We start from the raw sequence: 13,564 nt of genomic DNA on the forward strand, positions 1-13,564 counted from the left end.
ACCCGCCGCGCTCGGTGCGGTGACATGCTGCCCGCCGCTCCCACGCTCGTGGTCGGCGGCCGTGGCAACCGATGGCGTTGCCTGCAGCTGCGGCCCCCTGGCCGCCGCATATGGCGGCCGTCGCCTGCCGTGACCGCCGCACCGACGACATGCCCGTCGCCGCGACGACGGCCCGCGGGCGCCCCGGACGCCGCGCCGCCGCGTCCCGCGACCGCTCCCGCCGGAGAGCTGCCCCAGCCGCATCGCTGCCGCCACGTCGCCCCGGCCACATGCCAGTCGCCCCGGCGACATGCTCGTCGCCGCGACGACGGCCCGCGGCCGCTCCCGCCGGAGAGCTGCCCCAACCGCATCGCCACCGCCACGTCGCCCCGGCCACATCGGCACTCCACGGCATCGCCTCAGCCCCATCGTCGCGGCGACCGACCAATCTCCCCGCGCGCGCAGACGGGCCGTTCCCGGCACCCCCGCCGGGAACGGCCCGTCTCCCCCTTACTCAGCCGGCCGCGCTTGTCACCACGGCGTTGCCGGAACCCGTCCGCGCCCGGACCCTCAACTTCACGTCACCCTCCGGCGCCGCCTCCAGCACGTCCAGCTCGCTGGAAACCCGCCCGCCACTCGACGTCAGATCGATCTCCGCCGCCGTGCCGCCGCGGATCCCGATCCGCACCTCGCCCGAGCCCGTGATCAAGTCCAGCGAGCCCGAAGCCGCATCGGCCACCGACAGGTCGCCGCTTCCCGTACGGGCCATCACCTCGCCCGAAACCGCGCCCAGCCAGACGTTGCCCGTTCCGGTCGCCAGCGTGGCCGAGCCCGCCACCGACGACGCCTCGACGTGGCCGCTGCCGCTGCGGAGCTGGAGGCCGGCCAGGGTCGGGCCGAGGGTGATGCCGCCGCTGCCGGTGCGGATCGTGGCCGAGCCGTCCGCGCGGTCGAGCTTGACCTCGCCCGAGCCCGTCAGCAGGTCGACGCGGCCGGCCGAACCCGTCACCGTCACGTCCGCCGCGCCCGCGCGCACCTCCACGTGCGAGCCCGCCGGGGCGTGCACCTTCACCGACAGCGCGACGTTCCGCAGCTGCCACGCCTTCGGGGCCTGGACGACCAGGCGATTGCCCAGCTTCTCGATCCGGCTCTGCCGCACCGCCTCGGCGGGGGAGCTCGCCGGGTCCACGCCCAGCTGGTCGCCGAAGCGCTCGCCGACCCACGACAGCAGGTTGTTCACCCCCGCCACCCACGGCTGCTGCTCACCCTGGTCGTGCCGCAGCTCCACCCGCGCGCCCGAGTCGCCGTCGAGGACGACCTCGACGCGCCCGATCGTCACGCTGACGTCGAGCTCCAGCGGGCCTTCGGCCTCGAAGTCGTCGACCCGCACCAGCTCGTCGGCCGGCGTCGTCTGTTCCTCGCTCATTTCCGTCCCCTCAGCCTTCGACCCAGCCGTGCAGGCGCGACCCGGATCGGTCGTCCTTGCCGTGGTGCTGCTTGTGCCCGCCGCCCCCGAGCGCGCCCTGCACCGCCTGGGAAACGAACGTGTTCAGCGAGACACCCTGCGCCGCCGCCGCGCGCTCGGCCTGCCCCTTGATCTGCTCGACCAGGCGCAGGGTGATGCGGGTGATGTCGCCGCCGTCGATCGGTGGTGGCGGTGTGGTGTCACGTGGTGTCGCGCGTGGTGCCGGCTCCTCGGCGGCGCCGGTGACGACCACGCGGACGTCGCGCCCGTCCAGCCGCACGTCCACGACCTGGCCCGGCAAGGCGGCCGTGACCTCGGCGGCGAGGTCGGCGAGGGCGTTCATCAACGTCAGGCGGACGGCTGGTTCGAGCGCGGAGGACAGCAACGCGGCCGCTCGCCGGGTCTGCTCGTCCCCGGCGGCAGCCGTGTTCGCGAGGTCCTCGCGAAGGTTGGCGATGTACGGCGTCAAGTCCATGACACCACTATGACGTCAGCCGTGGTGTCAGTCAAGGAAGCCGATGGTGTCACGCGTCGCCCGGGACTCCCGCACGGCCCGCGGATAGGCTGCCGGGGGAGTCGTGGACAAGGAGTGCTGACGTGACCGAAACCGTGTCACCCAGGGTGCAGCTGATCGCGAAAACGGAGTTCTTCCCGCCCGAGGACGTCCCATGGTCGACCGACGCCGACGGCGGCGAGGCGCTGGCCGAGTTCGCCGGCCGGGCCTGCTACCAGTCGTGGCAGAAGCCGAACCCCGCCACCGCGACCAACGCCGGCTACCTCGAGCACATCATGGACGTCGGCCACCTTTCGGTGCTGGAGCACGGCTCGGTGACCTTCTACATCACCGGCATCTCGCGGTCCCTGACGCACGAGCTGATCCGCCACCGCCACTTCTCCTACTCCCAGCTCTCGCAGCGCTACGTCCCGGAGCGCACCGCCGCCGTCGTCGAGCCGGACGTGATCGCGAACGACCCGGTGCTGCACGAGAAGTTCCTCGCCGCGACGCAGGCGAGCGTCGACGCCTACACCGAGCTCCTCGCCGGCCTGGAGGAGAAGTTCGCCGACGTCCCGAGCGCGACGCTGCGCCGCAAGCAGGCCCGCCAGGCCGCGCGGGCGGTGCTGCCCAACGCGACCGAGACGCGCATCGTCGTCACCGGCAACTACCGCGCCTGGCGCCACTTCGTCGCGATGCGCGCGACCGAGCACGCCGACGTCGAGATCCGTGAGCTCGCCGTCGAATGCCTGCGCCAGCTGCAGAAAGCGGCCGCGAACGTCTTCGCGGACTTCACGATCTCGACGCTGCCGGACGGCACCGAGATCGCCACTAGCCCGAAGGTGTTCGAAGGCTGATGAAACGACTCGCGATCGACGTCCGGCCCGGTGACTACGCCGTCGTCCGGCTGCCCGCGGACGCCCCGGTGCCCGCCGAGCTCTTCGAGCCCGGCGAAGCCTTCGTCTCGGTGACCCGCACCCCCCAGGAGCTGTCGGTGATCTGCCCGGCCGGCCGCGAGCCGGCCGGCAGCACGGCGGCGGAGGACGGCTGGCGGCTCCTGTCCGTCCGCGGCCCGCTGGAGTTCACGCTGACCGGCATCATCGCCGCGCTGGCTTCGGAGCTGGCCGCGGCCGGGGTCGCGCTGTTCTCGATGTCGACGTTCGACACCGACCACATCCTCGTCCGCGCCACCGATCTCGAGCACGCGGTGACGGCGCTGCGCGAATCCGGGCACGAGGTCGGGCACGCCTGACGCTTTTCGACGGGCGATCACCGGGTACTCCGGGCACGACGGTGGGACCCGTCACCCTTGAAATCGAAAGTTCGGCACGCCTAAACTTCGATTTGGGGTCCCCGACATCCGGTTGAGAGGCAGGCGCCGTGGCAGTGACCGAGGCCGTGCGGCCGAGACTGGCCACCCGCCTGCGCACGGGCTCGGCCCTGCTCGGGCCCGCGTTCGTCGCCGCGATCGCGTACGTCGACCCCGGGAACGTCGCCTCCAACATCAGCGCCGGAGCCCGCTACGGCTACCTGCTGGTCTGGGTGATCGTCGCGGCGAACCTGATGGCCGTGCTGGTGCAGTACCTGTCGGCGAAGCTGGGCCTGGTCAGCGGGATGTCGCTGCCGGAGGCCCTGCGCGCCCGGCTGTCCGGGCCCGCGCGGCTGGCCTACTGGGCGCAGGCCGAGGTCGTCGCCATCGCCACCGACCTGGCCGAGGTCGTCGGCGGCGCGATCGCCCTCACCCTGCTGTTCGACCTGCCGCTCGTCGTCGGCGGCTTGATCACCGGCGCGGTTTCGCTGACGCTGCTGGCGGTCCAGGACCGCGGCGGCCAGCGGACGTTTGAGCGCGTCGTCACCGGCCTGCTGCTGGTCATCGCCGTCGGCTTCCTGGCGAGCCTGTTCGTCGAGCCGCCGTCGGCCGCAGACACCCTCGGCGGCCTGGTCCCGAAGTTCGACGGCGCCGGCAGCGTCCTCATCGCCGCCGCGATGCTCGGCGCGACGGTCATGCCGCACGCCGTCTACCTGCACTCCGGTCTGGTCCGCGACCGCCACGGCCTGCCGGACGTCACCACCCGCCGCCGCCTGCTGCGCGCGACCCGCGCCGACGTCGGCCTGGCGATGCTCCTGGCCGGCGCGGTGAACCTCGGCATGCTCCTGCTGGCCGCGACGAACCTCCAGGGCCAAGCCGGCGTCGACAGCATCGAAGGCGCGCACACCGCGGTCGCCGGAGCGCTCGGCCCGGGCGTCGCGCTGCTGTTCGCGATCGGCCTGCTGGCCTCCGGCCTGGCCTCGACGTCGGTCGGCGCGTACGCGGGCGCGATGATCATGCAGGGCCTGCTGCACAAGCGGATCCCGCTGGTCCTGCGCCGGCTCGTCACCCTCACCCCGGCGATCGTGGTGCTGGCGCTGGGCACCGACCCGAGCGCCGCGCTGGTCGTGTCCCAGGTGGTGCTGTCGTTCGGGATCCCGTTCGCCCTGGTGCCGCTGATCCGCCTGACGGCCGACCGCACGCTGATGGGCGAAAACGCCAACCACCGGCTGACGACGGTGGCCGCCTGGGTGATCGCGGCGATCATCATCGCGCTGAACCTGGTCCTCATCTACCTGACCTTCGTAAGCTGAGCCGGTGACCCGGGTCTACGCCCTCAACGCCGAATGCGGCGCGCGGGAGAACCACGCTCGTGACCTTGCCCGCCATTTCGACGGCTGGCCCACCTCTGTCTTCTCCGACGGCGCCGGCTGGTGGTGCGGAGTGGCGCCCGAAGGCCCGTCCGGGGTCGCCCCGGCCGAAGACGCGGCGACGATGACCGCGGCGGGCCGGCGGCTGTACTGGCAGCTCCGGACCGCTCCACCGGTCTACCGCTACGCCCTCGCCGGGGTCGGCACCGGCGGGTTCCGCGTCTACACCGACCTGGTGACCGAGGACCTGACCGCCTTCCCCGGCCTGGTGGTTTCCGAAGACATCTGGACGGCGACCGGCGGCCGCGCCGAGTTCAGCGTCTTCGCGCCCGGCTACCGGTGGCTCCCGTACCGCGGCGAGACTCACCGCTGAGTCACGAATTCCGCGGAACCCGCGGCGCCCGGCGGCGGTCCGACTAGCATCTGCGCGACCGCCGCCAAAAGGAGCACCGTGACCGACGAACAGACCCGTCCGTACCCACCCCAGGCGCCCGTCACGCCTGGTCAGCGGGTCGTCGCCGGCCGCTACCTGCTGCTCGGCGAACTCGGCCGCGGCGGCATGGGCGTCGTGTGGCGGGCGCAGGACCAGGTCATCGGGCGGCAGGTCGCCGTCAAGGAACTGCGCCTGCCCGACGCCGAGTCCGCCGCCGTCTTCTCCGAGCGCGCGCTGCGGGAGGTGCGCACCGGCGGCCGGCTCAACGACCCCGCGGTCGTCACCGTCTACGACGTCGTCACCGACGGCGGCACCACGTTCATCGTCATGGAGCTCGTCGAAGCGCCGTCGCTGGCCGACCTCGTGCGCCAGCGCGGCCCGATGCCCGGCGCGCAGGCCGCGCTGATGGGGGAGCGGGTGCTGGCCGCGCTGCAGGCCGCGCACACCGCCGGGATCGTGCACCGCGACGTCAAGCCGGCCAACATTTTGGTCGCGCCGGACGGCCGCGTGAAGCTCACCGACTTCGGCATCGCGCACGCCGTCGACGACCCGCGCCTGACCACCAGCGGCATGATCGTCGGCTCGCCCGCGTTCATGGCGCCCGAGCGCGTCGAAGGCCGCGAGGCGCTGCCCGCGTCCGACCTGTGGTCCCTCGGCGCGACGCTGTTCTTCGCCGTCGAAGGCACGATCCCGTTCGAGCGCGCCACCACGGCGGCGACGCTGCACGCGATCATGACCGAAATCCCGTACCTGACCCGCGGCCACGGCCCGATCGCCGCGGCGATCCTCGGCCTGCTCGTCGCGAACCCCGACGCGCGGCTGTCCGCCGCCCAGGCGCAGAACCTGCTGACCACGGCGCAGGGCATGCGCCCGACCCCGCCGAACGGCACCGCGATGCTGGCCGGCCCGGCGACGCGGACGGCCCCGCAGCCGCCGCCGAAGAAGAACCTCCGCGCGCTGTGGCTCTCGCTCGCCGCGGTGCTCGTCGTCGGTGCCCTGGTCGGCGGGTTCTTCGCGGGCAAGGCCTATCAGACCCCGGCGGTCGACCAGCAGAAGCAGCCGACCATGACCTTCGGCCTCAACGGGCAGCTCCGCACCGCCATCGGCGGCTACTACCGGTGCTTCAACACCCCGGTGCAGGACGGCTCGATCATCAGCGACGACGACAACAAGACCGACTGCGACAAGAGCCACACGCTGGAGGTCTACGAGATCGGCGGCCTGCTGTCGGTCGAGAACTGGAACTCCGACGACGCCAAGGTGGCCGCCTACCCCGGCCAGGCCGCGGTGACGGCGAGCGCCGAGGCGGCGTGCGCGACCGCGTTCCGCTCGTCGATCGTGCCCGAGCCCAAGCGGCAGGACCTCACCTTCCGCGCGCTCGTGCCGACCCAGGCGGCGTGGGAGAGCGCGCCGTCGAAGAGCGGCGAAGAGCCCACCCGCGAGTTCTACTGCGTGCTCGCCCGGTCCGACGGCGGGCCGATCACCGCGCCGATCGTGACCAAGGTCAAGTAGAAGTTCCGCGACGAGCGGCCGGGTCCCGGAAATCCTCCGCACTTCGCCGGAGGTGACCAGGTCGGCGCGGTTTTGTCGGGGGGACGGGGTACCGTCTGGGCATGTCCAACCCACCTACCGCAGCGCCCGGACGGCCGTTCGGGCGCGTGCTCACCGCGATGGCCACCCCCTTCGACGCCGACGGGTCACTGGACCTGAAGCGGGCGCAGGAGCTCGCCGAGCACCTCGTGGAGCTGGGTAACGACGGCCTGGTCGTCAACGGCACCACCGGCGAGAGCCCGACCACGACCGACGACGAGAAGCAGCAGCTGATCCGCGCCGTGGTCGAGGCCGTCGGCGACCGCGCGACGATCGTGGCCGGCGCGGGCACCAACAACACCGCGCACAGCATCGAGCAGGCGAAGCAGGCCGAGGCGGCGGGCGCGCACGGCCTGCTCGTGGTCACCCCGTACTACTCGCGGCCGAGCCAGGCCGGGCTGTACGCGCACTTCACCACGGTCGCCGACAGCAGCGGGCTGCCGGTGATGCTCTACGACATCCCGCCGCGCTCGGTCGTCCCGATCGAGGTCGACACGCTGCTGCGGCTGGCCGAACACCCGCGGATCGTCGCGGTCAAGGACGCCAAGGGCGACCTCATCGCCGGCTCCGAGGTCATCGCGAACACCCACCTCGCCTACTACTCGGGTGACGACGGCCTGAACCTGCCGTGGATCTCCGTCGGCGGCACCGGCGTGGTGAGTGTGATCGGTCACGTCGTCGCGGGCCGGATCCGCGCGATGATCGACGCCTACGAGAACGGCGACACGTCCACCGCGCGCACGAACCACCGCGCGATGCTGCCGGTGCTGCGCGCGATGTCGCGGGTCGGCGGGGTCGCGTTCAGCAAGGCGGCGCTGCGGCTGCGCGGCTTCGACATCGGCCACCCGCGCCTCCCGATCGCCCCGGCGACCGAGGAGCAGGTGGTCGCGATCGCCGCCGATCTGGCCCAGGGCGGCGTGCCGCTGGGCGACACGGCGGCCCAGGACTGGCATGGTGAGCGGGTGGCACAAGCAGACTCGAGGGCCGCCTACGTGGCGCCGACCTCGCACACCAGCGTTGGGACCCTGCCTCGGTGAGCTCACTTCCCCCCGGTCCAGGCCCCACCAACGCCCCGCCCGCACTCCCCGAGGGAGCCCTGCGCGTAGTCGCGCTGGGCGGCATCGGCGAGGTCGGGCGCAACATGACCGTCTTCGAATTCGGCGGCCGGCTGCTCATCGTCGACTGCGGGGTGCTCTTCCCCGAGGACGACCAGCCCGGCGTCGACTTGATCCTGCCCGACTTCCGCGCGATCGAGGACCGCCTCGACGACATCGAAGGTCTGGTGCTCACCCACGGGCACGAGGACCACATCGGTGCCGTCCCGTTCCTCTTGCGCCTGCGGCCGGACCTGCCGATCTACGGCTCGCGGTTCACCAACGCGCTGCTCGCGGCCAAGGCCAAGGAGCACCGGCAGCGGCCGAAGCTGATCGAGGTCCGCGAGGGCGAGCGCCGCGACGTCGGCGTGTTCAACCTCGAGTTCTTCGCGGTGAACCACTCGATCCCGGACGCGCTGGCCGTGGCCATCCGCACCCCGGCCGGCGTGGTCCTGCACACCGGCGACATCAAGCTCGACCAGCTCCCGCTGGACGGGCGCCTCACCGACCTGGCCGGCTTCTCGCGGCTCGGCGACGAGGGCGTCGACCTGTTCTGCGTGGACTCGACCAACGCCGAGGTCCCCGGGTTCGTCATGCCCGAGCGCGACATCGGCCCGGTCCTCGACGACGTCATCCGCCGCGTCGACCAGCGCGTGATCGTGGCCTGCTTCGCCAGCCACGTCCACCGCGTCCAGCAGGTGCTGGACGCGGCGCACCGGCACGGCCGCCGGATCGCGTTCGTCGGCCGCTCGATGGTCCGCAACATGGGCATCGCCGCCGAGCTGGGCCTGCTCAACGTGCCGGACGGCCTGCTGGTCGACCTCGACCAGGCGAGCAACCTGCCCGAGAGCAAGGTCCTGTTCGTCTCGACGGGCTCGCAGGGCGAGCCCCTTTCGGCGCTGTCGAGGATGGCGCGCGGCGAGCACCGCCAGATCTCGATCCGCGCGGGCGACACGGTCGTGCTGGCCAGCTCGATGATCCCGGGCAACGAGACAGCGGTGTTCGGCGTGGTCAACGGCCTGACCCGGCTCGGCGCGAACGTCGTCCACCAGGGCAACGCGAAGGTCCACGTGTCCGGCCACGCGTCGGCGGGCGAGCTGCTGTACCTGTACAACGCGGTGCGCCCGAGCAACGTGATGCCGGTCCACGGCGAATGGAAGCACCTGCGCGCGAACGGCGAGCTGGCCATCCGCACCGGCGTGGCCGCGGAGAACGTGGTCATCGCCGAGGACGGCGTGGTCGTCGACCTGGTCGACGGCAAGGCCACCCGCACCGGCCGCGTCGAGGTCGGCCACGTCTACGTCGACGGCCTCTCGGTCGGCGACGTGGGCGAGTCGACCCTGTCGGACCGCTTGGTCCTCGGCGAGGGCGGCTTCATCGCGATCAACGTGGCGGTGGACTCGAACACGGGCCGGCCGGTCAGCCCCCCGACGGTCGCGGGCCGCGGCTTCTCGGACGACCCGAAGGCCCTCGACGCGGTCGTCCCGCTGGTGGAGATGGAGCTGGCCCGCACGGAGGCGGAGGGGATCACCGACACCCACCGCATCGCCCAGGCGGTCCGCCGCGTGGTCGGCCGCTGGGTGGCGGACACCTACCGCCGCCGCCCGATGATCGTCCCGACGGTCATCCCGGTCTGATTTACCTCGCTTCGTGAAGGCCACCTCGGATCATCGAGGTGGCCTTCACGGCGTTCAGCGGGCTTTGGCCAGCAGCAGCGCCAGCGTGGCGGTGACGCCCTGGCGGAGAAGCGCCCGCCGAGCCCGGCGCTGTTCGGCACGTGTCGGCTTCATGGGGTCAAGTGTTTCGCCTGACGCGGGCCCGGACATCCCGCCATCGGACGGACCGGGTCCCTCCCAGGGATGAGCTTGTCCCTAGGGGCCTGTTACGCCGTCTGGACCACGAGATGCCGCTTTGCCGCGGGATAACCTTGGTCCCCACTCGCCTCGCGCAGAGAGGCCGCGCCGATGGGACGTCACTCGCCGGATGGGCGACGCCGGCTGCTCGTGCCCGCCCTCGCGATCGGGCTCGTGCTCGTCCTCGGTGGCGCGGCCTGGGTGACGGTGTCGGCCGTCGGCCGGAAGCCCGGGTGTGACCAGCCCGCGAACGTGCTCGTGACGGCGTCCTCGGACATCGCGCCCGCGTTGTCGCTCGTCGCGCGGGGTCTGGACCTCGCGTGCGGCAGCGTCGAGGTCCAGACCAGGGAGGCGACGCAGGCCGCCGAGCGGCTCGCCATGTCCGACGGCAGCCCGCGCCCGCAGGTGTGGGTGCCCGACTCCACGCTCGCCCTGCGCCGCGCGCACCAGCTCGGGGCCGCTGACGTGCCCGAAAGCGGGGCGTCGGTGGCCAGTTCGCCGGTGGTGCTCGGCGTCGCCGCGGACGTCGCCAAGGGCCTCGGCTGGCCCGACCGCACGCCGACGTGGGCGGAGGTCCTGGCCGGGCCCGGGGTCGTCCCCGGCATGCCCGACCCGGCCCATGACGCGGTCGGCGCGCTGGCGCTGCTCGGCCTGCGTGACAGCGTGAAGGCCGCGCCCGAGCCCTCGGCCGCGTACGTCGCGCTGCTGCGGCGGTTCTCGGTCAACGCGCTCGGCGCCGAGACGGACCTGATCGCGCGGCTGCCGGGCTCGAGCGACGGCAGCGGCACGGCCGCGGTGACGGCGTTCCCCGCGTCGGAGAACTCCTTGCTGCGCCACAACATCGAGGACACGTCGTCGCCGCTCGTCGCCGTCTACTCGACCGCGGTGCCCACTTTGGACTACCCGTTCGCGGAACTGGGCGGCATCACCCCGAAGCAGCGCCCGATCATCGACGCGCTGCGGGAGGCACTGCTCGGCGGCCCCGGCGCCGACGCGATCGCGAAGACGGGCCTGCGCGCGGCGGGCGGCCAGGCCCTGCGCGACCACACCGACGACCCCCGCGTGGCGCCGACGGGCTTCAAGGCCACGAACCTGCCACCGGCCACCACCGTCGACGAACTGCTCAACCAGTGGGCGGGCGTCAACCTGAGCGCGCGCGTGCAGGTGCTGCTCGACGTCTCGGGTTCGATGAACGCGCAGGTGCCCGGCACGTCGCTGAACCGGATGCAGCTGACGGTGGAGGCGACGCAGAAGGCGTTGCACCTCTTCAAACCGGCGACGCAGCTGCGCATGCTGGCGTTCTCGACCAAGCTCGACGGCGACAAGGACTACCGCGAGATCCTGCCGATGGCCCCGGTGGCCCAGCACCTGGCCGGCGGCGCACTGGACAAGCTCGCCCAGCTGAAGGCGACCGCGGACGGCGGAACCGGCTTGTACGACAGCGTTCTGGACACCTACCGCACCGCCCGCCGCGAGTGGGAGCCCGGCCGCCTCAACCTGGTGATCGTGATGACGGACGGCCGCAACGAGGACCCGCACAGCATCAGCCGCCCGGACCTGCTGGCCGAGCTGGCCAAACTCCAGGACCCCCGCCGCCCGATCCCGCTGATCGGCGTGGGCGTCGGCCCGGACGCGGACAAACCGGAGCTGGACCAGATCACGGCGGCAACGGGCGGCCAGGCGTTCGTGGCCCCGGACCCGACGAAGATCACGGACGTGTTCTTCGGAGCCCTGAGCCGCATCGCCGGCGGCTGAGCGGCGGTCACCACCCGGCGTGCAGGAGGCCCAAGTCGAAGCTCCGCGCCGGAAGACCGCGGTCGTCGACGCCGAACCGGTGGACGGCTTCCGCCTCCGCGGAGAGCCCACGGCGTTCGTAGAACCCGACGACCCGGTCGATGTCGATCGCCTCGACGCCGAGCGCCTCGATCAGGATCTCGTGCGCCGACTCCGGATCGTCCGCCTGCTCGTAAGCCAGCACCCGGGAATCGAGGTCCCTGACCGCGGCTCGCTGTGCGTCGAGCGCGGGATCGTCGCTTTCCGCCAGTTCGCTCAGCAGCCGCAGGTACTCCCGCCGGCGCGCATTGCCGTCCTCGATTCCGTTGTGGAAGACTTGTGCGTTCGCCTGGATTTGTTCTTCGGACGCACCGGATGGGAACAGCACCCGGGTCGTGATGGCCTCGTATTCCCGCATCGCCTCGGGTGATTCCACGCCCTCCAATGCGGCCAGAAGCGCTCGCGCGGCGCCGGCCTTGAATTCTTCCTCGGCCAGCTCCTCCACTCGATCGAATCGCTCCTGCTGGACCAGCAGTCTCATGAGCTGATCGACCGCCAAGTCGTCCCGATGCGGTGCTGCTTCGAGCACCGAAGTGGCACCGGGCAGGTCTCCGGCCAATTCCAGCAACTCGGCGAGCGGGCGGGCGGACTGCCAATGGCCCAGAGACAGCGCGCGGTGGTGCAGAAAGGCTGCCATGCGGTCGCGCCACAGGTTGCCCAATCGGCTCGCGACGACGTGAAGGCGTTCCGGCTCGTCGGTCAGGGCGTGAATCGCGCGGAAGACCGCTTCGGGTGGGAACGAATTCTTCCGCTCCTCGCCGACCTGCTGCTCCAGGTAATCGGCGACACGGAACTTCACCGGGCCTTCTTCGGCAGCCCCCGGTCTCCGCCGCACGCGGGTCAGCGGTCCGGGTAGCCCGCGGGCCGGTGAGCAGACGACTTCCAGCGCACGCTCGAACCAATCGTCCGGCAAGGTGTCGAAGTCCCCGGCGGGAAGTAGCTCGCCGCTGCCTGGCGCAGCAGCTCTTCGGGGATCGGGGTGGGGTAGTCGAATCTCCTGAGGTCAACGGCCGCGTCCAAAACCGCTTTCGCCGGGCGAGGGGCGTTCCGGTAGCGCTCCATCAGCTTCGGCGCGCCCGAAAGGAACTGGACGACTTTCCCGTGGGCGTCTTCCGCGGTGGCCAGCCGTGGATCACCTTCCGAAGCAGCGTGGAGGGCACGCATGGCCTTTTCGTCGAAGCGGTCGGGGACGCTGATGTCGGTCCCGTCCAGCAGCTGGCGCGCCTGCGCGTGCGCGTCCGGCTCGTTCGGCGGTGGCTGCCTGGTGAGCCGCCACCAGTGGTCGGGCCACGTCGTACCCAGCACGAGCACCGGCCCCGACGTGGGAGTCCGCAGCAGCTCGCGGAGGCCGGCCGCGATCCGCTCCCCGGTGCTGGGCAGCAGGTAGAACTGGATCTCGTTCAGCCAGAGCACCGTGTGCGGTGGGATGCCGGAGTCCAGCACGGAGAGCAGGGCTTCCGGGCGATCCGGATCGATCGGGTGCCAGAGCCGCCACGGGGCAGGCAGCGACTTCACCGCTTCCCAGCAGGCGCGGGTCTTCCCCGTCGACGATTCGCCGACGAGGACCGCCATCGAGCTGGTGCCCCGTCGTGCCGAAGAGACGGCTTCGCGCAGCGACTCGTCATGCGGGCGGGCGATGTACGTGGGCAACGGGGAGAGCCCCGCGGCGGCGGCGGCGCCGGCGTCGATCGAGCGGTGGACTTCCAGGTCGAACGGGTCCCAGTGCGGGATCGGGCGGCCGAGTGCCGGGCCCGCCGGTTGCGGGACGGGGCGGGACTGCTCGACCAGCGTGGCCCAGTACTGCCGGCTCGGCTTTTCGCCGGCCCAGTGGCTGTAGAGCTCGACGAGTCTCCACAGCTGGTCGTAGTCCTTCGGCACCCGCGGGGAAGTCCGTGAGAACCAGCCGCTCACGGTTTGCTTGGCCAGCCCGGCCTGCTTCGCGGCGGTGCCTCGCGAGTCGTCCTTACCCGTCTTCTTCCTGGCCGCTCGTGCCCGATTCTCCAGCGATTCGAGTTGCCGCAGCAACTCACCCATCCCCGGCCCCCCACCCTCGCGGACCCCGTCGGACACGTCGGACGAAGCGCTCTACCAGGCGGTCCAGTCTAATCCCGTCCCCGCGGTCCGACCGGGACCGTGATGGGCCCG

At 71.9% G+C, this 13,564-nt stretch carries 12 protein-coding genes; 8 read left to right on the plus strand and 4 right to left on the minus strand.

The window, feature by feature from the left end; translation table 11 throughout:
* Positions 1-493 precede the first annotated feature (493 nt).
* Both ACLJQM_RS32890 and ACLJQM_RS32895 read right to left on the minus strand, forming a co-directional pair.
* Positions 494-1,405 (minus strand): DUF4097 family beta strand repeat-containing protein, encoded by a 912-nt coding sequence (locus tag ACLJQM_RS32890; RefSeq protein ID WP_410634215.1) that lies wholly within the window; start codon positions 1,403-1,405, stop codon positions 494-496.
* A 10-nt stretch (positions 1,406-1,415) separates the two neighbouring features.
* Positions 1,416-1,919 carry a toxin-antitoxin system HicB family antitoxin gene (locus tag ACLJQM_RS32895; RefSeq protein ID WP_247021124.1) on the minus strand — a complete coding sequence of 168 codons (504 nt, stop codon included), beginning with the start codon at positions 1,917-1,919 and terminating at the stop codon, positions 1,416-1,418.
* A 122-nt stretch (positions 1,920-2,041) separates the two neighbouring features.
* Here ACLJQM_RS32895 and thyX point away from each other — a divergent pair, with 122 nt between their 5' ends.
* From thyX to ACLJQM_RS32935, 8 genes are all read left to right on the plus strand, one after another.
* Positions 2,042-2,794: an FAD-dependent thymidylate synthase gene (gene thyX, locus ACLJQM_RS32900; RefSeq protein WP_247021126.1), complete on the plus strand. Its 753-nt coding sequence runs from the start codon at positions 2,042-2,044 to the stop codon at positions 2,792-2,794.
* Positions 2,794-3,189 (plus strand): ACT domain-containing protein, encoded by a 396-nt coding sequence (locus tag ACLJQM_RS32905; RefSeq protein ID WP_247021127.1) that lies wholly within the window; start codon positions 2,794-2,796, stop codon positions 3,187-3,189. Before thyX ends, ACLJQM_RS32905 begins: the two co-directional genes overlap by 1 nt.
* 128 nt (positions 3,190-3,317) lie before the next feature.
* Positions 3,318-4,559, plus strand: coding sequence for an Nramp family divalent metal transporter (locus tag ACLJQM_RS32910; RefSeq protein ID WP_360770013.1), 1,242 nt, complete (start codon positions 3,318-3,320; stop codon positions 4,557-4,559).
* 4 nt (positions 4,560-4,563) lie between these two features.
* Positions 4,564-4,989, plus strand: a complete 426-nt coding sequence (locus ACLJQM_RS32915) for a hypothetical protein (protein WP_360770015.1) — start codon at positions 4,564-4,566, stop codon at positions 4,987-4,989.
* A 78-nt stretch (positions 4,990-5,067) separates the two neighbouring features.
* Positions 5,068-6,561 carry a serine/threonine-protein kinase gene (locus tag ACLJQM_RS32920; RefSeq protein ID WP_410634220.1) on the plus strand — a complete coding sequence of 498 codons (1,494 nt, stop codon included), beginning with the start codon at positions 5,068-5,070 and terminating at the stop codon, positions 6,559-6,561.
* 101 nt (positions 6,562-6,662) lie between these two features.
* Positions 6,663-7,676, plus strand: coding sequence for a 4-hydroxy-tetrahydrodipicolinate synthase (gene dapA / locus ACLJQM_RS32925; RefSeq protein WP_360770021.1), 1,014 nt, complete (start codon positions 6,663-6,665; stop codon positions 7,674-7,676).
* A complete protein-coding gene (locus ACLJQM_RS32930) occupies positions 7,673-9,370 on the plus strand; it encodes a ribonuclease J (RefSeq protein ID WP_281506255.1) in 1,698 nt (565 codons plus the stop codon). Before dapA ends, ACLJQM_RS32930 begins: the two co-directional genes overlap by 4 nt.
* 327 nt (positions 9,371-9,697) lie before the next feature.
* Positions 9,698-11,341, plus strand: coding sequence for a VWA domain-containing protein (locus tag ACLJQM_RS32935; protein ID WP_410634222.1), 1,644 nt, complete (start codon positions 9,698-9,700; stop codon positions 11,339-11,341).
* 7 nt (positions 11,342-11,348) lie between these two features.
* Here the strand turns inward: ACLJQM_RS32935 and ACLJQM_RS32940 are convergent, their stop codons facing one another.
* Both ACLJQM_RS32940 and ACLJQM_RS32945 read right to left on the minus strand, forming a co-directional pair.
* A complete protein-coding gene (locus tag ACLJQM_RS32940; protein WP_410634223.1) occupies positions 11,349-12,218 on the minus strand; it encodes a hypothetical protein in 870 nt (289 codons plus the stop codon).
* A 41-nt stretch (positions 12,219-12,259) separates the two neighbouring features.
* Entirely contained in the window at positions 12,260-13,453 is a 1,194-nt protein-coding gene (locus tag ACLJQM_RS32945; protein ID WP_410634224.1) for a hypothetical protein, read from the minus strand.
* Positions 13,454-13,564: the final 111 nt, after the last annotated feature.

The organism is Amycolatopsis sp. cmx-4-83 (genome assembly GCF_046548815.1).
Classification (GTDB): domain Bacteria; phylum Actinomycetota; class Actinomycetes; order Mycobacteriales; family Pseudonocardiaceae; genus Amycolatopsis; species Amycolatopsis pretoriensis_A.

Bases quoted from the DNA above. Each gene is read 5' to 3' on its own strand.
- ACLJQM_RS32890 (WP_410634215.1), bottom strand. From the start codon at position 1,405: ATGAGCGAGGAACAGACGACGCCGGCCGACGAGCTGGTGCGGGTCGAC.
- ACLJQM_RS32895 (WP_247021124.1), bottom strand. From the start codon at position 1,919: ATGGACTTGACGCCGTACATCGCCAACCTTCGCGAGGACCTCGCGAAC.
- ACLJQM_RS32905 (WP_247021127.1), top strand. From the start codon at position 2,794: ATGAAACGACTCGCGATCGACGTCCGGCCCGGTGACTACGCCGTCGTC.
- dapA (WP_360770021.1), top strand. From the start codon at position 6,663: ATGTCCAACCCACCTACCGCAGCGCCCGGACGGCCGTTCGGGCGCGTG.
- ACLJQM_RS32935 (WP_410634222.1), top strand. From the start codon at position 9,698: ATGGGACGTCACTCGCCGGATGGGCGACGCCGGCTGCTCGTGCCCGCC.
- ACLJQM_RS32945 (WP_410634224.1), bottom strand. From the start codon at position 13,453: ATGGGTGAGTTGCTGCGGCAACTCGAATCGCTGGAGAATCGGGCACGA.